The sequence below is a fragment of the Micromonospora sp. NPDC049201 genome (assembly GCF_055586805.1).
In genome coordinates this window covers 73,716-92,663 of record NZ_JBVJHM010000014.1, presented here as the reverse complement: position 1 = coordinate 92,663, position 18,948 = coordinate 73,716, and the positions used below count along the sequence as shown (strand labels likewise).

General features: G+C 74.6%; 18 protein-coding genes. 10 read left to right on the top strand and 8 right to left on the bottom strand.

Features of this window, described 5'->3' with window-relative positions:
• Positions 1 to 16: 16 nt before the first annotated feature.
• Positions 17 to 1,237: an ABC transporter substrate-binding protein gene (locus ACZ6O5_RS26940; RefSeq protein ID WP_465980492.1), complete on the top strand. Its 1,221-nt coding sequence runs from the start codon at positions 17 to 19 to the stop codon at positions 1,235 to 1,237.
• A gap of 90 nt (positions 1,238 to 1,327) precedes the next feature.
• Here ACZ6O5_RS26940 and ddaH read toward each other — a convergent pair whose 3' ends face one another.
• Positions 1,328 to 2,161, bottom strand: a complete 834-nt coding sequence (gene ddaH / locus ACZ6O5_RS26935) for a dimethylargininase (protein ID WP_465980490.1) — start codon at positions 2,159 to 2,161, stop codon at positions 1,328 to 1,330.
• A 59-nt stretch (positions 2,162 to 2,220) separates the two neighbouring features.
• Here ddaH and ACZ6O5_RS26930 point away from each other — a divergent pair, with 59 nt between their 5' ends.
• Positions 2,221 to 2,679 carry an Lrp/AsnC family transcriptional regulator gene (locus tag ACZ6O5_RS26930; protein WP_107156437.1) on the top strand — a complete coding sequence of 153 codons (459 nt, stop codon included), beginning with the start codon at positions 2,221 to 2,223 and terminating at the stop codon, positions 2,677 to 2,679.
• 22 nt (positions 2,680 to 2,701) lie between these two features.
• Here the strand turns inward: ACZ6O5_RS26930 and ACZ6O5_RS26925 are convergent, their stop codons facing one another.
• The 3 genes from ACZ6O5_RS26925 to mobA form a co-directional block, all read right to left on the bottom strand.
• Positions 2,702 to 3,799, bottom strand: a complete 1,098-nt coding sequence (locus ACZ6O5_RS26925) for a T3SS (YopN, CesT) and YbjN peptide-binding chaperone 1 (protein WP_465980488.1) — start codon at positions 3,797 to 3,799, stop codon at positions 2,702 to 2,704.
• Positions 3,800 to 3,878: 79 nt separating this feature from the next.
• The gene (locus ACZ6O5_RS26920) at positions 3,879 to 4,136 is read right to left on the bottom strand and encodes a DUF6457 domain-containing protein (RefSeq protein WP_465980487.1); all 258 of its coding nucleotides are present in this window, start codon (positions 4,134 to 4,136) and stop codon (positions 3,879 to 3,881) included.
• Positions 4,133 to 4,732, bottom strand: coding sequence for a molybdenum cofactor guanylyltransferase (gene mobA / locus ACZ6O5_RS26915; RefSeq protein WP_465980486.1), 600 nt, complete (start codon positions 4,730 to 4,732; stop codon positions 4,133 to 4,135). The genes ACZ6O5_RS26920 and mobA overlap by 4 nt, the downstream gene beginning before the upstream one ends.
• 118 nt (positions 4,733 to 4,850) lie before the next feature.
• Here mobA and fdhD point away from each other — a divergent pair, with 118 nt between their 5' ends.
• Positions 4,851 to 5,705: a formate dehydrogenase accessory sulfurtransferase FdhD gene (gene fdhD, locus ACZ6O5_RS26910; RefSeq protein WP_465980485.1), complete on the top strand. Its 855-nt coding sequence runs from the start codon at positions 4,851 to 4,853 to the stop codon at positions 5,703 to 5,705.
• Between the two features lie 119 nt (positions 5,706 to 5,824).
• Here the strand turns inward: fdhD and ACZ6O5_RS26905 are convergent, their stop codons facing one another.
• Positions 5,825 to 7,009 carry a DUF4192 domain-containing protein gene (locus ACZ6O5_RS26905; RefSeq protein WP_465980484.1) on the bottom strand — a complete coding sequence of 395 codons (1,185 nt, stop codon included), beginning with the start codon at positions 7,007 to 7,009 and terminating at the stop codon, positions 5,825 to 5,827.
• Between the two features lie 161 nt (positions 7,010 to 7,170).
• Here ACZ6O5_RS26905 and ACZ6O5_RS26900 point away from each other — a divergent pair, with 161 nt between their 5' ends.
• The 5 genes from ACZ6O5_RS26900 (at position 7,171) to ACZ6O5_RS26880 (ending at position 14,022) form a co-directional block, all read left to right on the top strand.
• On the top strand, positions 7,171 to 8,085 hold the full coding sequence (locus ACZ6O5_RS26900; RefSeq protein WP_465980483.1) for a fructosamine kinase family protein: 915 nt from the start codon (positions 7,171 to 7,173) through the stop codon (positions 8,083 to 8,085).
• Entirely contained in the window at positions 8,082 to 9,098 is a 1,017-nt protein-coding gene (gene moaA, locus ACZ6O5_RS26895) for a GTP 3',8-cyclase MoaA (RefSeq protein WP_465980482.1), read from the top strand. The genes ACZ6O5_RS26900 and moaA overlap by 4 nt, the downstream gene beginning before the upstream one ends.
• A 1-nt stretch (position 9,099) precedes the next feature.
• Complete coding sequence (locus ACZ6O5_RS26890; RefSeq protein ID WP_107156430.1) at positions 9,100 to 9,345, top strand: MoaD/ThiS family protein; 246 nt, start codon at positions 9,100 to 9,102, stop codon at positions 9,343 to 9,345.
• 11 nt (positions 9,346 to 9,356) lie between these two features.
• Positions 9,357 to 10,745: a metallophosphoesterase gene (locus ACZ6O5_RS26885; RefSeq protein ID WP_465980481.1), complete on the top strand. Its 1,389-nt coding sequence runs from the start codon at positions 9,357 to 9,359 to the stop codon at positions 10,743 to 10,745.
• A gap of 94 nt (positions 10,746 to 10,839) precedes the next feature.
• A complete protein-coding gene (locus ACZ6O5_RS26880; RefSeq protein ID WP_465980480.1) occupies positions 10,840 to 14,022 on the top strand; it encodes a UvrD-helicase domain-containing protein in 3,183 nt (1,060 codons plus the stop codon).
• Between the two features lie 61 nt (positions 14,023 to 14,083).
• Here ACZ6O5_RS26880 and ACZ6O5_RS26875 read toward each other — a convergent pair whose 3' ends face one another.
• Both ACZ6O5_RS26875 and ACZ6O5_RS26870 read right to left on the bottom strand, forming a co-directional pair.
• Positions 14,084 to 14,797: a prepilin peptidase gene (locus ACZ6O5_RS26875; protein WP_465980479.1), complete on the bottom strand. Its 714-nt coding sequence runs from the start codon at positions 14,795 to 14,797 to the stop codon at positions 14,084 to 14,086.
• An 11-nt stretch (positions 14,798 to 14,808) separates the two neighbouring features.
• On the bottom strand, positions 14,809 to 15,852 hold the full coding sequence (locus ACZ6O5_RS26870; RefSeq protein ID WP_465980478.1) for an EamA family transporter: 1,044 nt from the start codon (positions 15,850 to 15,852) through the stop codon (positions 14,809 to 14,811).
• An 84-nt stretch (positions 15,853 to 15,936) separates the two neighbouring features.
• Between ACZ6O5_RS26870 and ACZ6O5_RS26865 the strand changes: the two genes are divergently transcribed.
• Both ACZ6O5_RS26865 and ACZ6O5_RS26860 read left to right on the top strand, forming a co-directional pair.
• Positions 15,937 to 16,854, top strand: a complete 918-nt coding sequence (locus tag ACZ6O5_RS26865) for an LppU/SCO3897 family protein (RefSeq protein ID WP_465980477.1) — start codon at positions 15,937 to 15,939, stop codon at positions 16,852 to 16,854.
• 130 nt (positions 16,855 to 16,984) lie between these two features.
• On the top strand, positions 16,985 to 18,220 hold the full coding sequence (locus ACZ6O5_RS26860; protein ID WP_465980476.1) for an ATP-binding protein: 1,236 nt from the start codon (positions 16,985 to 16,987) through the stop codon (positions 18,218 to 18,220).
• An 81-nt stretch (positions 18,221 to 18,301) separates the two neighbouring features.
• Here ACZ6O5_RS26860 and ACZ6O5_RS26855 read toward each other — a convergent pair whose 3' ends face one another.
• On the bottom strand, positions 18,302 to 18,847 hold the full coding sequence (locus ACZ6O5_RS26855; RefSeq protein WP_465980475.1) for a GNAT family N-acetyltransferase: 546 nt from the start codon (positions 18,845 to 18,847) through the stop codon (positions 18,302 to 18,304).
• Positions 18,848 to 18,948: the final 101 nt, after the last annotated feature.

Below are 18,948 nucleotides of genomic sequence, written 5' to 3'. Positions count from 1 at the left end.
CCGCGGAAGGAAGTCGGTGGCACGGATGAACCGCAGGCGGGCCCTGCAACTGCTGGCCGCACTGGGCACCACCGGGCTCGCCGCGGGCTGCGGCCCCGGCGACGACGGCACGGACCAGGCCGCCCCGGGCAGCCCGGTCAAGATCGGGCTGATCGTGCCCGGCAGCGGCCCGAACAAGGTCATCGGGGACGAGATCGCCAACGGCTTCCAACTCTTCCTCGCCACGCACGGGCAGCAGCTCGGCGGGCACCCGGTCACCGTGGTGCCGGCCGAGGAGGGCGACAGCGTCGCGACCGGCAAGGCCGCCGTCGACCGGCTGCTCAAGGAGGGCGTGCTGGCGCTCACCGGCGTGGTCAACCCGGCCGTCATGACCGGCATCCGGGACACCGTGGAGGACGCCCGGGTGCCGCTGATCGGCTCCAACGCCTCCCCGGCCACGCTCCAGGGCGTCGTCTTCATCTGGCGCACCTCGTACGTGCTGGACGAGCCGGGCGTGGCACTCGGCGAGTACCTGCGGCAGAACCTGGACCCGTCCAGCCGGATCGCCATCTTCGGCACCCAGGGCGCCGGCAGCCGGGACGTCGTCAACGGGCTGCGACGCGGCTACGAGCAGGGCCGCCGGCTCACCGAGGACCCGATCTACACGCCCGACTACGCCAACCCCAGCAAGGGCGCGTACGCCGGGCCGATCCGCAAGGCGCTGGGGCGCCGGCCGGACGCGGTCTTCTGCCACTACACCGGCGCGCAGGCGGTGCAGTTCGTCAAGCAGCTCTACGACGAGGGCTACCGGGGGCCGATCTACGCGCCCGGGTTCCTCACCGAGGGGACCGTCCTCGACCAGCTCGACGACGGCGAGAAGGGCCGGGACCGGGCGCTGATCGAGAAGTACGGCATCGAGACCGCGCTGAACTACTCGGCCGACCTGAACAACACCGCGAACCGGGTGTTCGCCTCGGCGTACCGCAAGACGTTCAACACGTCCCCGACCACGTACTCGATGGCCTCGTACGACGCCGCGCTGGTGCTGGACAAGGCGATCCGGCTGGCCGGCGGGAACGTGTCCCCGCAGCAGGTCAACCTCGCCCTCGGCACGATCGGCCAGGTCGACAGCCCGCGGGGTCCCTGGCAGTTCAACCAGCCGCGTACCCCGCAGCAGAAGTGGTACCTGCGCAAGGTGCAGCTCGACGGCCGGATGCTCTCCAACGTGGTGATCAACGAGCTGGCCACGCTCGGCTGACGCGACGACGAGGGCGGCCTCCCCGGGGGGAGGCCGCCCTCGCGCGTGTCCTGCTCGGTGCCGCAGCTCGGCTCGGTGCCGCCGGCCGGCTCAGTGCCGCAGCTCGGCGATGCAGCACTTCACGCTGCCGCCGCCCTTCTTCAGCTCGGCCAGCTCCACCGGCACGGGGTGGTAGCCGGCCGCCTTCAGCTTGCCGGCCAGCCGGGTGGCGTCGCTGTTCAACACCACGTTGAGCCCGTCGCTGACCAGGTTCAGGCCGAACGCCAGGGCGTCCTCGTCGTCCGCGACGACCGCGTCCGGGAACAGCTGGGCCAGCACCTTCTGGCTGGCCGCGGAGAACGCGCCCGGGTAGTAGACGACGTTCCCGTCGTCGATCGAGGCGAGCGCCACGTCGAGGTGGTAGAAGCGCGGGTCGACCAGGCGCAGCGAGATCACCGGCCGGCCGAGCGCCTCCTGCGCCTCGGCGTGCGCGGCCGGCTCGGTACGGAAGCCGTGGCCAGCCAGGACCAGGCCGCCGTGCGCCTCCGGCAGGTACGCGAAGTCGCCCTCGCCCTCGTTGGTCTCGCTCGGCGCGATGAAGTGCCAGCCCTGCGCCTCGTAGAACGCCCGGTGGGCGGCGGCCTCGGCGGCACGCTGCTCGTGCTTGAACCGGGCGCCGTAGACGGTGCCGTCCACCACGAACGCCCCGTTCGCGGCGAAGACCATGTCCGGCAGGCCGGCCTCGGGGGTGAGCAGGTGCACGTCGTGGCCGAGCCCGAGCAACGTCTCGCGCAGCCGGTCCCACTGCTTGACCGCCAGGTCGGCGTCGACCGGCGTGGCCAGGTCCATCCACGGGTTGATCGCGTACTCGACCGCGAAGTGCTCCGGCGAGCACATGAGATATGTCCGCTTTCGCGAGACTCGCTGCTGGTTCACGGTCACCAAGAGTAGGTAGGCTGGAACTTTGGTAACAGCCACAACCATTGCTTCCCGAGGGCGGAACGTTGCAGATAGACGCGGTTGACCAACGAATCATTGCGTTGCTCGTGGCGGACGCCCGCGCCTCGTACGCCGACATCGGCGCCCGGGTGTCACTCTCCGCCCCCGCGGTGAAGCGACGGGTCGACCGGCTGCGCGCCACCGGCGTGATCCGCGGCTTCACCGCGGTCGTCGACCCGGCCGCCGTGGGATGGACCACCGAGGCGTTCGTCGAGCTGTTCTGCGCCGGCCGGACCACGCCCGCGCAGATCGGCGTCGCCGCCCGCCGGCACCCCGAGGTGGTCGGCGCCTACACCGTCTCCGGCGAGGCGGACGCGCTGGTGCACCTGCGCGCCGCCGACATCGCCCACCTGGAGGAGGCACTGGAACGGCTGCGCGCCGAGTCGTTCGTCACCTCGTCCCGCAGCACCATCGTGCTGTCCCGACTCGTCGAGTCCCCCGGCGTCGGACCCTCCACGAGTTGACGCCGGTGCCACCCCGGACCGGTCAGAGGTACATGCCGGTGCGGTGCTCCTGCGGCCGGGCCGGCTTGTCACCCTCACCGAAGAAACGCTTGCCGCCGAACTCGCCGTGCAACCGGTCGTCCAACTCGTCGGCGAGACCGGTCATCACCTGCACGGCCAGCATCAGGTGAGTGGCCTGGAAGTTGCGGCCGAAGACCGGGATGGACGCCCAGACCGTGTCGTCGGCGCAGTAGAGCCGGCCGATCGGCATCCGGTTGGTCAGCTCGGAGAGCTTGACGTAGAGGCGCTCGGTCGGCTCGACCTCGGTCAGCACCGGGGAGAAGACGTCGACAAGCGGCGGATTGTCGCGGACCCGCACGAAGACCATCGCCGAGCCGGCCCGGATGTTGATGTCACCGTCGGAGTCGACCTGCACCTGGTCGGAGTTCGACTTCAACATCGTCGAGACGACCGTACGGACCCGCTCCTCCAGGGCCAGCACGTCGTTCTCACCCGCCTGGGCGGCTGCCGCGGCGGCCAGCGCCTCCTCCAGGTCGGCCTCCACGTCCCGGTCCGGACCGAACTCGCCGCGGGCGGTGCCGAGCGGCTCCACCGGCAGCGGCTCGCCCTCGGCGTCGTGCACCAGATAGACCAGGAACGCGGGATGCGGGGCACCGTAGACGTCCCGCAGCGTCCGGGAGAGCACCGCGGACAACCGGGTCGCCTCGTCGACGCCGCAGTCCAGGCCGAACTGCTCGCCGGAACCCGCCACCACACCGGGCGGCGACCAGCCCAGCGCCACCATGTCGGCCACCGCCGCCCGGTCCAGCCGGTAACCCGACGGCAGCGTGGCGTTGCCGACCGCCCGAGCCGACAGCGCGCCGTCCTCGCCGGCGTCCGCACTGACCGAGTAGACGGCGTCCCCGGTGCCCGAGGCGGTCGGGTCGAGCGTGACCTCCAGGTGACCACCGGCCGGCAACCCGCGCAGCCGCTCGGCCAACGCCCGGGCGAACTCCCGCCAGGCCTCGGTCACCTTGGCCCGCAGGTCAGCCGTGGTCGGCTCGTCGAGCAGGATCGAATCGTGCTGCTCCGGCGTACCGCCGGAAGGCTTGTCGACCGGCGAGGGGTGGTCTGCCGTCATGATCGCCTCCGTCCGTTCCCGCCACCCTACCCACGGGCGGCGGGGGCCGAATCACAGCCGACCAGGATCGGACAAGTCGCTACTCCACCGGCGTCGTCCCGTCCAGCTCCACCGGCCACGACCCCGCCAGCGCGCTGAGCCGGGCCGCCACCGCGGCCGGATCCGCGCCGCGCCCCACCGCCACCCCCATGAGGTACGCGCTGACCGGCGCACCCGGTCGCACCACCTGATGCGCCACGTCCCGGGCCACGTCCAGCACGGCCGACACCGGTACCTCGGCCGGATTCAGCTCCAACTCGGCGCAGGCCGCGGTGACCCAGTCGTCCAACACGGTCATGTCGTCCACTCCTCGGCCCGGCGTACGTCCTCGTCAGTGTCGCAGTCGAACCAGGGCGGCGGCCCGGCACCGGACCAGGCCACCTCCCGAACCGTGGCACCGGCCAGCAGGCCCCGCACCGCCGCGCCGTCGACCGTGCCGCCCCGCTCCGCCGCCAGCCGGTCCACCGCCGCGCGCAGCGCCGGCAGCCGCCAGACGCCGCAGAGCTGCTGCCGGCGACCGTCGCCGTCCACGTAGCAGGCCAGACCGGCGGTCGACCCGTCGAGTGCGCGCCGCAGCTCCGCCACCGCGTCGGCGGTGAGCAGCGGCAGGTCGGCGGCGAGCAGGGCGACCGTGGTCGTACCGGGTCGCAGCAGGGCCAGCCCGGCCGCGGTCGCCGCCACCGGACCACCGCCGGCGGGCTCCTCGCGGGTCACCCGTACCCCCGCGGGCACCGGACCGGGCGGACCGACCACGATCCGCTCGTCCGCGTCGGCCACCGCGGCCAGCACCCGGTGCAGCATCGGCCGGCCACCGACCGGACGGGCCGGCTTGTCCACCCCACCCATCCGGCGGGCCGCACCGCCGGCGAGCAGTACCGCCGCGTACCCGGTCACCGCCTCACCCTACCCACGGCCCGCGCCGGAACACCGGGCCAGACGGGGCGCTACGCAGGAGAGCGCCGGGCGGGGTGCTGAGGTGCGGGTGGGGCCGGGGGCGGGAGAGGATGGCGGCATGGGACGGGCGACAGACCGACGTGGCGTGCTGCGGATCGACCTCGGGGCGGCGGGCGACCGCCGGGACCGGGTCCGCCGGCAGGACACGCTGGCCGTTGAGGAGCCGCTGGAGATCCGCGTCGGACCGGCCGGCCCCGGTCGTCGCCGGCCGCTCGCGGTGACCATGCGCACGCCCGGCGACGACCTGGACCTGGCCATCGGCTTCCTGCTGACCGAGGGGCTGATCCGGTCGGCGGAGGATGTGCACACCGCGCAGCTCTGCTCCGGAGCGGACACCCCCAACACCTACAACGTGGTCGACGTGGTGCTCTCCCCCGGCGTGCCGGAACCGGCCACCGACCCGGCACGCAACTTCTACACCACCAGCTCCTGCGGGGTGTGCGGCAAGGCGAGCATCGAGTCGGTCCGCACCCGCTCCCGGTTCGCCGTGCGGGAGGACCCGCTGGAGGTCACCGCCGCACTGCTGGCCGGACTGCCCGACCGGCTGCGTGCCGCGCAACGCGCCTTCGACCGCACCGGCGGCCTGCACGCCGCCGGGCTCTTCACCCCGGACGGCGAACTGCTGGCGCTCCGCGAGGACGTGGGCCGGCACAACGCGGTGGACAAGGTGATCGGCTGGGCCACCCGGTCGGAGCGGCTGCCGCTGGCCGGTCACGTCCTGCTGGTCTCCGGCCGAGCCAGCTTCGAACTCACCCAGAAGGCGTGGATGGCGGGGGTGCCGCTGCTCGCGGCGGTCTCCGCGCCCAGCACGCTCGCCGCCGAACTGGCCGAGGAGGCCGGGATGACGCTTGTCGGATTCCTCCGCGGCTCGACCATGAACGTCTACACCGGGGCGCAGCGCGTGCCTCGCTGAGGCGGCGGCACAGCGACCCGGCCGCGCGTCGGCGCGGACGGCACCGCTGCCTCCGACCCAACGGCGCGGACGCACCGCTGCCTTCGATTCAGCCGCGCGGACGCACCGCTGCCTCCGATTCAGCGGCGCGGACGACGCCGGCGGCGGCGCAGGACCGCCGGGCCGGCGACACCCGGCCAGCCGTCCAGCTCGGACGGGGCCACGCCACGGCGGAGCGCGTCGTCGAGGAGCACCGCGAGGGAGTAGGTGGGATCCGCCGCGAGCACCCGCTCCAGGGCGACGGCGGCCAGCGCGCCGTGCCCGGACCGCCAGGCGGCGAACGCGAGCAGCGTTCCGGGGGCCGCGCTCAGTTCGGGTTCGGCCCGGCGGAGCACGTCGGTCCACAGGCTGATGTCCGTGTCCCGGCCGTCGGTGCGGGACCAGGCGTGGTCGCGCACCACGAGGTGGGTGAGGAGCACGGTCAGCCAGGCCACCTCGTCGTCGGTGAGTCGCTCACCGTGCCGCTGCCGGCGAAACGCGGCCCGTACCGCCGCCGTGCCGGCCGCCCGCACGGCCCGCGTCGCCCCACCCTGGCCGGCCGGTCCGCCGGCGGTCCGGTCGCCCGCCGGAACGTCTGCGGGCGGGGCGGCGCCGGTCCGCGTCCCGTCGGACCGGAGACCACCGGACTCCGCACCGCCGGGCGAGGGATCACCGGACTCCGCACCGCCCGGTGAGTGGCCGTCGGGCGGCTCCCCGGTGAGTGTGGCCAGCCGGCGGCGGGCCCGCCCGGTGGCCTGGCGCATGGCGAGCCGGACCGGGCCGCCGAACGGCGACACCTGGGCGGCCAGGGCGGCGCGGTCGGGCAGGGCGACCTGACCGGCGAAGACGGCCGCCGCGCTGACCCGGCTCGCGGCCGGGTCGTACGGCGTGCCCTCCAGCGGGCAGCAGGTGGGCTCGTCGCAGAGGTACGACCACCAGCGACCGTCCGTCACCCGGAGCGCGTCGAGGACGATCAGCCCCACGTCGGCCAGCGCCGCGCCCACCGCGTCCACCACGCCGGCGACGCGGGTGGCCGGGCCGAAGCCGATGACCGTCGCGGCGTCGGCGTCCTGCCGGGCCACCACCTGCGCCAGGTGCCGGGCCGCCGGGCCGGGGTCGACACCCGGCTCGGGGAGGTCGCCGCGGGCCGCGAACACCACCCGCCGGCCCCGCACCGCGACCACCACCACGCTGTCCTCCGGGTGGAAGCCGAGCAGGTAGGGCACGGCGGCGACGAGGTCGGCCGGGGAGCGGACGGAGAGGCGGGGACGCTCGGTGGAGTTCATGCCGGGAGCGTGCGGGGGGCGCCGCCGCCGCGACAGGCCCTGTTGACGACACGCGGCTCATCCACAACCACCGAACGTATCGGCCCAGGTGGGCGGCGTCCGCCACCGGCCACGGTACGACAGGGCCGACGCCTGTCCCAGGTACCGGCTACCTTGCGCTCATGGACCTGGCGTACCTGCGGGCACACCCGGAGCACCTGCCGACCTTCCTGACCCACCAGCGGATCCGGGAGACGCCGGTCTCCGGCGGTGACATCTGCGCCGCCTCGCGACTCACGCTCGACGACGGCCACTCCGTCTTCGCGAAGACCTGGCCGGAACGGGCGGGGCGGCCGGTGCCGGAGGGCTTCTTCGCCACCGAGGCGGCCGGTCTGCGGTGGCTGCGCGAGGCCGACGCGGTTCCGGTGCCGGAGGTGCTGGTCGCGCTGCCGGGGCTGCTGGCGTTGGACTGGGTGGAGTCGGGCGAGCCGGGCCCGGAGGCGGCGGAGGCGTTCGGCCACGGGCTGGCCGGGCTGCACCGGGCCGGCGCGCCCGCGTTCGGCGCGGAGTGGACCGGGTTCATCGGCGCGCTGCCGCAGGACAACACGCCCGACCGGGGGCCGTGGCCGGAGTGGTTCGCCCGGTGCCGGCTGCTGCCGTACCTTCGAATGTCGGTCGACGGGGGCGCGCTCACCGGCGCCGCGGCGGCGCTTGTCGAGCAGGTCGTCGACCGGGTCGGCGACTGGGGCGGTGACGAGCCGCCGGCCCGGCTGCACGGCGACCTCTGGGCCGGCAACCTGCTCTGGGGCGACGACGGCCGGGTCTGGCTGGTCGACCCGGCCGCGCACGGCGGCCACCGCGAGACCGACCTGGCGCAGCTCGCGCTCTTCGGTGGTCCGCCGCAGTTCGAGCGGATCCTGTCCGCCTACCAGGAGTCCTGGCCGTTGGCCGACGGCTGGCGGGAGCGGGTGCCGCTGCACCAACTGCACCTGCTGCTGGTGCACACCGCGCTGTTCGGGGCGGCGTACGCGGAGGCGGTGGTCTCCGCCGCCCGTGCCGCGCTCGGCGGCGTCCGACGCGCTACGGTCGACGAATGACCGCCCCCCGGACGACGGCAGACGGGGTCCTCATCGACCGGTTCGGCCGGGTCGCCCGGGACCTGCGGGTCTCGCTGACCGACAAGTGCAACCTGCGCTGCACCTACTGCATGCCGGCCGAGGGGCTGCCCTGGCTGGCCGGCCCGCAACTGCTCACCGACGACGAGATCGTCCGGCTGGTCGGAGTCGCGGTGCGCCGGCTCGGCGTCACCGAGGTGCGCTTCACCGGCGGTGAGCCGCTCATCCGGCCCGGCCTGCCCGGCATCGTGGCGGCCGTGGCCGCGCTGTCGCCCCGGCCGCGCATCTCGCTGACCACCAACGGCATCGGTCTGGCCCGACTCGCGCCGGCGCTGCGCGCGGCCGGGCTGGACCGGGTCAACGTCTCGCTGGACACGCTCGACCCGGCCCGGTTCGCCGCGTTGACCCGGCGCGACCGGCACGCCGACGTGCTCGCCGGGTTGGCCGGCGCGGCGGAGGCCGGGCTGACCCCCGTCAAGATCAACGCGGTGCTGATGCGCGGCGTCAACGACGACGAGGCCCCGGCGCTGCTTCGGTTCGCCCTGGCGCACGGCTACGAGCTGCGGTTCATCGAGCAGATGCCGCTGGATGCCCAGCACGGCTGGGACCGCTCGACCATGGTCACCGCCGACGAGATCCTGGCCGCCCTGCGCGCCGAGGCCGCGTTGCGGCCCGACCCGACCGAGCGGGGCGCCGCGCCGGCCGAGACCTGGCTGGTGGACGACGGTCCGGCCAAGGTCGGGGTGATCGCCAGTGTGACCCGGCCGTTCTGTGGCGACTGCGACCGCACCCGGCTCACCGCCGACGGTCAGGTGCGCAACTGCCTCTTCGCCACCGACGAGTCGGATCTGCGGGCCGCGCTGCGGGCCGGCGCCGACGACGAGGAGTTGGCCCGGCGCTGGCGGGCCGCGATGTGGGGCAAGCGGGCCGGGCACGGCATCGACGATCCGGCCTTCCTCCAGCCGGTCCGCCCGATGTCCGCGATCGGAGGTTGACGTGGAGTTGACCGTCCGTTATTTCGCCGGCGCACGGGCCGCCGCCGGCCGGGCCGAGGAGACCGCATCCGCCGGCCGGTCGCTTGACGAACTCCTCGACGACCTCTCCGCCCGCCACGGTGACCGACTGGCCGTGGTGCTCAAGGCGGCGAGTTTCCTGGTCGACGGCGTCGCCTGTCATGATCGTCAGGCACCGTTGCCGGCCGGGGTCACGGTGGACGTGCTGCCACCCTTCGCGGGCGGCTGAGGGAGGCCGACGTGCTGGCGATGGCGACATTCGTGGGTTTCGTCGTGCTCGTGATCGGGCTGATCCACTACTACCTGTGGCGGCGACTGGTCCGGGACACCACCCGTCCGGGGCGGGCCCGCCGGGTCGGGGCGGCGGTGGCGGTCCTGCTCGCGCTGCTCGTGCCGGCGACCATGGCCGGCACCCAGAGCGGCTTCTACTGGCTGGCCTGGCCGGGCTACGTGTGGCTCGCCCTGATGTTCTACCTGCTGGTGCTGCTGCTGGTACTCGAGGTGCCGACCGCGGTGACGCGGCTCGTCCTGCGCCGCCGGGCCCGGTCGGTCACGTCACCGGGGCCGGCGGCCGAGCCGGCGCTGGTCGGCGCCGGCACCTCCGCCGCGGCGCCCACCGGGGCCGGTGACCCGCCGCCGACCAGCGACGCCGGCAACCCACCGCCGACCAGCGACGCCGGCAATCCACCGCCGTCCGTCGATGCCGGTGACACCCCGCCCAGCCGTCCCGGTGACACTCCGCGCGGGGCGACCGGCCGTCCTGTCGCCGGCGACGCACCGGCGGACCACGACCCGTCCCGCCGGCTGCTGCTCGCGCGTGGTGCGGCGATCTTCGCCGGGCTCACCGCCGCCGGCGTCACCGGGTACGGCGTCCGCACCGCGATGGGGCCGCCCCGGCTCGACCGGGTACGCATCCCGCTGGCGAAGCTGCCGCGGAGCATGGACGGGCTGCGGATCGCCACCGTCTCCGACATCCACCTCGGGCCGCTGCGCGGCCGGGCGCACACCGAGCGCATCGTCGCCATGATCAACCGACTCGACGCCGACCTGGTGGCCGTGGTCGGCGACCTGGTCGACGGCTCGGTGGCCGAGCTGGGCCGAGCCGCCGAGCCGCTGCGTGACCTGCGCTCCCGTTACGGCAGCTTCTTCGTGACCGGCAACCACGAGTACTACTCCGGCGTGGAGGAGTGGGTCCGCGAGGTGGACCGGCTGGGCCTGCGGGTGCTGCAGAACGAGCGGCAGGAGATCCGGGCCCGGGGTGGCGTGCTGGACCTGGCCGGCGTCAACGACGTGACCGCCGACGGCACCGGACTGGCCGCGCCCGCCGACTACGCCGCCGCGCTCGGCGACCGTGACCCGAGCCGCCCGGTGGTGCTGCTGGCCCACCAGCCGGTGGCCGCGCACGAGGCGGCGAAGTTCGGCGTCGACCTCCAGCTCTCCGGGCACACCCACGGCGGTCAGATGGTGCCGTTCAACCTGGCGGTGAAGCTCCAGCAGCCGGTGGTCTCCGGTCTGGGCGAGGTGGACGGCACCAAGGTCTACGTCACCAACGGGGCCGGCTTCTGGGGGCCGCCGGTGCGGGTCGGGGCCCCGCCGCAGGTGACGCTCGTCGAGCTGCGTGCTCCCTAGCGGGTCGGGGGCGCGCCGTCCAGCACCGCATTGCTCAGGTCACGCGTACGCGTGGCGGCGGGCGGGTAGGCAAGCGGACGTGACAGGATGCGGCGTGCCTCCGTTCAGTGCCGCACCCCCCGGTGGCCTCCCGCCCTACGTCGCGGATCTGCACATCCACTCGAAGTACTCCCGCGCGTGCAGCCGTGACCTGACCCTGCCCAACCTCGGTTGGTGGGCCCGGCGCAAGGGCATCGGGGTGCTCGGCACCGGTGACTTCACCCACCCCGCCTGGTACGACCACCTGCGCGAGACGCTGCACCCGGCCGAGCCCGGCCTCTACCGGCTGTCGCCGGAGGCGGAGCGGGACATCGCCCGACGGCTGCCGCCTCGGCTGGCCAGCGAGGCGGAGGCGGACCCGGTCCGGTTCATGCTGAGCGTGGAGATCTCCACGATCTACAAGCGGGACGACCGGACCCGGAAGGTGCACCACCTGATCTACCTGCCGGACCTGGACGCGGTGGGCCGGTTCAACACCGCGCTGGGCCGGATCGGCAACCTCGGCTCGGACGGCCGGCCGATCCTCGGGCTGGACTCCCGCGACCTGCTGGAGATCACGCTGGAGGCCAGCGGAGACGGCTTCCTGGTGCCGGCGCACATCTGGACGCCCTGGTTCTCCGCGCTCGGCTCGAAGTCCGGCTTCGACGCGATCGCCGACTGCTACGCCGACCTGGCCGAGCACATCTTCGCGGTGGAGACCGGGCTGTCGTCCGACCCGGAGATGAACTGGCGGGTCGGCAGCCTGGACCGCTATCAGTTGGTGTCCAACTCGGACGCCCACTCGCCGCCGGCGCTGGCCCGGGAGGCCACCGTCCTGACCGCGGACCGCGACTACTTCGCGATCCGGGAGGCGCTGCGCACCGGGGACGGGCTGGCCGGCACCGTCGAGTTCTTCCCGGAGGAGGGCAAGTACCACGCCGACGGGCACCGGCTCTGCGGCGTGAACTGGTCGCCGGAGCGGACCCGCGAGGCGGGCGGACGCTGCCCGGAGTGCGGCAAGCCGCTGACCGTGGGTGTGCTCAGCCGCGTCGAGGCGTTGGCCGACCGGCCGGCGGGGCACCGGCCGGCGCACGCCCGCGAGGTGGCCCACCTGGTGCCGTTGGCTGAGATCCTGGGCGAGATCAACAAGGTGGGTGCCCGGTCGAAGAAGGTCGAGGGCAAGCTCAACGAGCTGGTCGCGGCGCTCGGCCCGGAGTTGGAGATCCTCACGCGTACCCCGGTGGAGGAGATCGGCCGGGTCGGCGGCGAACTGCTCGCGGAGGGCATCGGCCGGCTGCGTCGCGGCGAGGTCCGCCGGGTGCCGGGCTACGACGGCGAGTACGGCGTGATCACGCTCTTCGACCCGGCGGAACTGGGCGCTCCGGGCGGCGGGGCCGGGCAGGAGACGCTCTTCGACGTACCCGTGCCCGCGCAGCGGCGGCCCACGGAGCCGGCGCCGAAGCCGAAGGCCAAGCGCCCGGCGGCGGCCCGGCCGGAGCCGAAACGCAAGCCGCCCGCGCCGCCGCTGGCGCCGCCGCCCTCCCCGCACGAGCCGTTCGAGCCGATGCTCGCCGGCATGGAGGAGGTCGGCACCGGCCTGCTGGACCGGCTGGACGCGATGCAGCGGGTGGCCGCCTCCGCGCCGGGTGGCCCGCTGCTGATCGTGGCCGGTCCGGGCACCGGCAAGACGCGCACGCTGACCCACCGGATCGCCTACCTCTGCGCGGAGCTGAACGTCTTCCCGGACCAGTGCCTGGCGATCACGTTCACCCGCCGGGCGGCCGAGGAGCTGCGGCACCGCCTCGACGCGCTGCTCGGGCCGGTCGCCGAGGACGTCACGGTGGGCACGTTCCACGCGCTCGGGCTGACCGTCCTGCGGGAGAACGCGGCGGCGGCCGGCCTGCCGGCGGACTTCCGGATCGCCGACGACGCGGACCGGACGGCGGCCCGGGCGGAGGCCGGCGAGGACGACGAGCGGTACGTCGCGCTGCTGCGCAAGCGGGACCTGGTCGACCTGGACGAGCTGCTCACGTTGCCGGTGGCGGTGCTGAAGGGGGACCGGAAGCTGGTCCGGGAGTACCGCGAACGGTGGAAGTGGATCTTCGTCGACGAGTACCAGGACGTCGACGCCGTGCAGTACGAGCTGTTGCGGCTGCTCAGCCCGCCGGACGGCAACCTGTGCGCGATCGGCGACCCGGACCAGGCGATCTACTCGTTCCGAGGCGCCGACGTGGGCTACTTCCTGCGCTTCTCGCAGGACTTCACCGACGCCCGGCTGGTGCGGCTGAACCGCAACTACCGGTCCTCCGCGCCGATCCTGGCCGCCGCCGTGCAGGCCATCGCGCCGTCGTCGCTGGTCCGGGGCCGTCGGCTCGACCCGGCCCGGCTCGACCCGGAGGCGCCGCTGGTCGGCCGGTACGCCGCGACCTCGGTGGCCGACGAGGCCGACTTCGTGGCCCGCACCGTCGACGAGCTGGTCGGCGGCCTGTCCCACCGGTCGCTCGACTCGGGGCGGATCGACGGGCGGACGACCACACTCTCCTTCTCCGACATCGCCGTGCTGTACCGCACCGACTCGCAGGCGGCGCCGATCGTGGACGCGTTGACCCGGGCGAACATCCCGGTGCAGAAGCGCTCACACAACCGGCTGCGGGACCGTCCGGGCGTGGCGGCCATCGCCCGCGAGCTGCGGCACGCCGGCCTGGACGGCTCCCTGACCACCCGGGTACGCGAGGCCGGCCGGCTGGTGGCCGAGCGCTTCGCCGTGCCCACGCTCGACGGTTCCGGCACGGTACGCCCCGACGACGTCCGCAGCGCCGTGGACCTGCTCACGCCGCTGGCCCGCCGCTGTGGCGACGACCTCGGGCTCTTCCTCAGCCAGCTCGCCACCGGCGCGGAGGTGGACGCGCTCGACCCGCGCGCCGAGGCGGTCACGCTGCTCACGCTGCACGCGGCCAAGGGCCTGGAGTTCCCGGTGGTGTTCCTGGTCGGCGCCGAGGACCGCCTGCTGCCGCTGCGTTGGCCGGGCACCGAGCCGGACGACGACGCGGTCGCCGAGGAACGCCGGCTCTTCTTCGTCGGCCTGACCAGGGCGCAGGACCGGCTCTACGTGAGTCACGCCGCCCGGCGTACCCGGCACGGTGCGGAACGGGACACCCGCCCCACCCCGTTCCTCGACGCGATCGATCCGGCGCTGTTCGACCGGCTGGGCGCCGCCGAACCCCGCCGCCCCAAGGACCACCAACTCCGCCTGATCTGAAAGGCCGGGCCCCTTCTTAACGCCTCCGGTAGAGAAGGGGCCCCTTCTCAACAACCGATGGTCAGGTGAGCACGACGGCGAGCCAGGCACCGGCCAGGATCGCCGGGCCGAACGGCAGCGGTGTGTCCCGGCGGATCCGACCGGCGGCGAGCAGGACGAGGACGGTCACGCCGGCGAGCAGGTGTGGCAGGAGCAGCCCGAGCCGGAGCGCCGGCCAGCCGAGCCAGCCCAGGGGGAACCCGAGCGCGGCGGCCAGCTTCACGTCGCCGAAGCCGAGCCGGGCGCCGGGCAGCAGGGCGAGCAGCAGATAGCCGCCCAGGGAGAGACCGACCCCGACCAGGGCGGTCGTCAGGCGCCCCGGCTCGCCGGCCACCAGCGCGCTCGCCGGCAGGCCGAGCCCACCGCCGAGCGCCACCGCGCCGACCAGCGGGTCGGGCAGCCGCAACGCGCTCAGGTCGGTCACCGCGAGCACCAGCCCGACGGCGGCGACCAGCAGCAGCGCCGGCAACCCGGGCTCGTCCCCGCGCGTGACGGCCAGGGCGCCGTACACCACCGCCCCGACCACGGCCACGGTGCACCGCCGTGGCCCGACGGCCGGACCGCCGCACCCCACCGCCCACCGCACCCTCGGGGTGCCCGCCTCCGCCCGCCCGGCCCCGGTGCACCGGCGGGGCGCGGCGCGGCCGACACCGACGGCGCGGCGGCCGATCGGCACCGCGGCCAGACCGGCCAACGCGCCGAGCACCGCCGTTCCCGCCACCGTCACCGCCGACACGGGCCGGGACGCTACCGACCGGCACGACTCCGGGCCGCCCCGTCGCCGGCAGCCGGCGGGGTCCGGACCGTCCCGTTGCCGCCGGCAGCCTGTGGGGTGCGGCTCGGCCGCTCGGTGCTCACCACCACGGCGACGCCGGCCACGAGCACCGCCCCGCCGAGCAGCACCTGCGTGGTGACCGGCTCGGCGACGAGCAGCGCGCCGAGCGCCACCGCGACCGCCGGGTTCACGTACGCGTACGTGGAGACCAGCGAGATCGGCGCGTGGGCGAGCAGCCAGACGTACGCGGTGAAGGCGACCAGCGAGCCGGCCACCATCAGGTACGCCAGCGCCGCCCAGGACCGTCCGGTCACCTCGGCGGGGTCGAAGTCGGCCAGCTCGCCGCGTCCGGCCCCGATCAGCAGGAGCGCCAGCGCGCCGGCGACCATCTCGTAGACGGTCGCCACGAACGGGTCGGCCGGCATCCGGATCCGCCCGGACAGATAGGAGCCGATCGACCAGCTCGCGGCGGCGGCGACCACGGTCAGCGCGCCCGCCAGCGGCACCCCGTCCACGCCGTCACGGGGCAGGACGAGCAGGACGAGCCCGCCGAAGCCCAGCGCGACGCCGGCGAACGTCCACGGGCGGGGCCGGTCCCCGCCGACCGTACGCAGCACCACCACCAGCAGCGGGACGGTGGCGATCAGCAGGGCGGCGACCCCGGAGGGCACCGCGTCGCCGGGCGGGCCGGACTCGGCGAGCACCACCAGCCCGTTGCCGCCGGCCAGCAGCAGCACGCCGACCAGCGCGGCCGCGCCGAGGCGACGCGGTGACACGCGCAGCGCCCCGGGCCCGCGACGGAGCCGCAGCACGATTGCGAGCACCACGGCGGCGGCGGCGAACCGCGTCGCGGCGGAGGTGAGTGGCGGCAGGGATTCGACGGCGATCCGGATGCCCAGGTAGGTCGAGCCCCACAGCAGGTAGACCAGCGCCAATGCGGTCCAGACCAGGGCGGCGCGGACCGGCGGCGCCGGGGAGCCGGCGACGTCCGTCGTACTCGGGGGGCGTGAGCTCATCGTGGGACCACGCTACGGTGACCACGGCGTCGGCGTCCCGTGTTGGTGGCCGGCCTCTCAGCACCGGCTACACAGGAGGCGTTCATGTCGAACTTCGGACCACCGGGCGGCGGCGCACCCGAGCCGTGGCGGGGACGACGCCCGGACGACGGCTACGCCCCCGATCCGCACCACGACCCGGCGCCCGGCGGCCCGCAGTACGGCCCGCCCGCGCAGTACGGCCCGCCGCAGGAGCAGTACGGCCCGCCCCAGCAGTACGGGCCACCGCCCGAGCAGTACGGCCCGCCCGCCCACCAGTACGGGCCGCCGCCCGAGCAGTACGGCCCGCCCGCCGAGCAGTACGGGCCACCGCAGGAGCAGTACGGCCCGGGCGCCGCGCCCCGGCCCGGCTATCCGGCCGGCCCCGGCTACCCCGGTCAGGTGCCCTATCCCGGGCAGCAGCCCTACGCCGGCGGGCAGCCGTCGTACGGCGCGGGGCAGCCCTACGCCGGCGGGCCACCGCCGTACGGCGCGGGACAACAGCCCTACGACGAGCCGACGCCACCGAAGCGGGGCAGGGGCCCGTGGCTGGTGGTGGTGATCGTGCTGGCGGTGCTGCTGCTGGGCGGCGGCGGGGCGTACTGGCTGCTCGGCCGGGACGGGGACGAGCCGACGGCCGGGACGACGGCGACCACCGCGCCGGCGCCGGCACCGACCTCGGCGGTGCCGAGCGATCCGGCGGAGGCGACGCCCACCACGGCGGCCCCGGCCTCCTCGACCGACCCGCGGTTCGTGAAGGCGGGTCAGTGCGTCGCCAACCAGGGCGGCGGCGCCCAGCCGAAGCTGGTGATCGCCGACTGCGCCCCGAAGACGTACGAGGTGCTGCGCCGGATCGACGGCGCGACCAGCGGAAAGAAGGACGCCGAGGCCAAGTGCGGCAAGGTGGCCGGCTACACCGACTGGTACTTCTTCGACAGCGAGCTGGACACGCTCGACTTCGTGCTCTGCCTGAAGCGTCGATAGGCCGCTAGCCGACTCTAAGGCTGTCTGGGGTGGACGCTAGACAGACCTAGATTCGACTCGACGCCGACACGCGGTAGCCGCCTCTACGCGCGTCTAGCCTGGTCACTAGACGACCGGATACTGTGCGAGCGTGGATCCGGTCCGCAATCCGTACGCTCCCGGCGCCGGTCAGCGCCCGCCCGAACTCGCCGGGCGGGGGCGGGAGCTGGACGTCTTCGACGTGGTGCTGGAACGCATCGCCCGGGGCCGGCCGGAACGCAGCCTGATGCTCACCGGCCTGCGCGGGGTCGGCAAGACGGTGCTGCTCAACACGCTCCGGTCGGAGGCGATCAACCACCTCTGGGGCACCGGCAAGATCGAGGCCCGGCCGGACCAGTCGTTGCGCCGGCCGATCGCCGCCGCGCTGCACATGGCGGTCCGCGAACTGGCCCCCCGACACCGCGCGCCGGACCGGATCGACGGCTTCCTCGGCGTGCTCAAGGCGTTCGCGCAACGGTCCGCGCCGGCCGGGCGGGGCGGCGCGGCGCCGAAGCTGCGCGACAGGTGGCAACCGGGCATCGACGTGCCGGCCAGCAGCGGCCGGGCCGACTCGGGCGACATCGAGATCGACCTGGTCGAGCTGCTCAGCGACGCGGCGGCGGTCGCCACCGACGTGGGCACCGGCATCGCGATCTTCATCGACGAGATGCAGGACGTGGGCGCCGAGGACGTCTCCGCGCTCTGCGCCGCCTGCCACGAGCTGTCCCAGCTCGGCGCGCCGCTCATCGTGGTGGGCGCCGGGCTGCCGCACCTGCCGGCCGTGCTCAGCGCCGCCAAGTCGTACTCCGAACGGCTCTATCGCTACCAGCGGATCGACCGGCTGGACCGGATCGCCGCCGACCAGGCGCTCTGCGCGCCGGCCGAGCGGGAGGAGGTCGAGTACGAGCAGAAGGCGCTCGACCTGCTCTACGAGAAGTCCGGCGGCTACCCCTACTTCGTCCAGGCGTACGGGAAGGCGACCTGGGACCACGCGCCCCGCTCGCCGATCACCGCCGCCGACGTGCGGGTCGCCGCGCCCGAGGCGGAGGCGGAGCTGGCGGTGGGCTTCTTCGGCTCCCGGTTCGAGCGGGCCACCCCGGCCGAACGGGAGTACATGCGGGCCATGGCCACGCTGGCGCTGGTGGACGGCGAGGACGGCGCCCGGGACGACATGGACGCCGCGGTGCCCACCGCGGAGATCGCCCGGTCGCTGGGCCGCAAGCCGGCCAGCCTCTCCCCGGCCCGGGACGCGCTGATCAAGAAGGGGCTCATCTACTCCGGTGAGCGGGGCACGGTCGCGTTCACCGTCCCGCACTTCGGCCGCTACCTGCGCACCCAGCCGGCCTGAGCGGCGGCCGGGCCGGCGGGTGGGCGGTGCCCACCTTGGCCACGACTGCGGGGCCCGAAAGCTCACTCCTCGCGTGGCCGGTCAGACCCGCGACCAGGGCGACGGGAAGACCACCTCACCGGCCGGCGGTGGCGGCTCCTCGCCGGTGGACGGCGGCAGCACCAGCGCCTGCCACGGCTCCCCCAGCCCGGACCACGGGCTGGTCAACCCCAACCGGTCCGCCGGGCCGAATCCGAAGCGCCGGTAGTACGCCGGGTCGCCCAGCACCACCACGAGCCGTTCCCCCAGCTCGGTGGCGGCGTCGAGCGCCGCCTGCACCACCGCCGTGCCGTGCCCGACGCGCTGCCGGTGCGGGGCCACCGCCACCGGGCCGAGCGCCAGCGCCGGCCAGCCGCCGCCGTCGGCGCGGACCCGCACGCGGGTGAGCAGCGCGAAGCCCACCACCTCGCCGCCGTACTCGGCGACCATGGCCAGCTCCGGGATCCACGCGGCGCTGTGCCGCAGCTCCTCGACCAGGCCGACCTCGGGCGGGGTGGTCACGTCGGGTCGGGCGAAGGCGGCGGCGAGCACCCGGGCCACCGGCGCTTCGTCGGCCGGGTCCTCCGGGCGCAGTCGCAGCGTCGTCACCCGCGCGACCTTACCGAACGCAACCGGTCCATCCGCGACGGTCGCTGAAATCGATACCGGACGGACGTCGATACCTTTCGTGTGTTGCAGGGGTGACCGGC

What these genes read in the sequence shown, in the direction of transcription:
- ACZ6O5_RS26865 (WP_465980477.1), top strand. Translation starts at nt 15,937, where the DNA reads ATGTCGAACTTCGGACCACCGGGCGGCGGCGCACCCGAGCCGTGGCGG.
- ACZ6O5_RS26925 (WP_465980488.1), bottom strand. Translation starts at nt 3,799, where the DNA reads ATGACGGCAGACCACCCCTCGCCGGTCGACAAGCCTTCCGGCGGTACG.
- ACZ6O5_RS26905 (WP_465980484.1), bottom strand. Translation starts at nt 7,009, where the DNA reads ATGAACTCCACCGAGCGTCCCCGCCTCTCCGTCCGCTCCCCGGCCGAC.
- ACZ6O5_RS26900 (WP_465980483.1), top strand. Translation starts at nt 7,171, where the DNA reads ATGGACCTGGCGTACCTGCGGGCACACCCGGAGCACCTGCCGACCTTC.
- fdhD (WP_465980485.1), top strand. Translation starts at nt 4,851, where the DNA reads ATGGGACGGGCGACAGACCGACGTGGCGTGCTGCGGATCGACCTCGGG.
- ACZ6O5_RS26920 (WP_465980487.1), bottom strand. Translation starts at nt 4,136, where the DNA reads ATGACCGTGTTGGACGACTGGGTCACCGCGGCCTGCGCCGAGTTGGAG.
- ACZ6O5_RS26870 (WP_465980478.1), bottom strand. Translation starts at nt 15,852, where the DNA reads ATGAGCTCACGCCCCCCGAGTACGACGGACGTCGCCGGCTCCCCGGCG.
- moaA (WP_465980482.1), top strand. Translation starts at nt 8,082, where the DNA reads ATGACCGCCCCCCGGACGACGGCAGACGGGGTCCTCATCGACCGGTTC.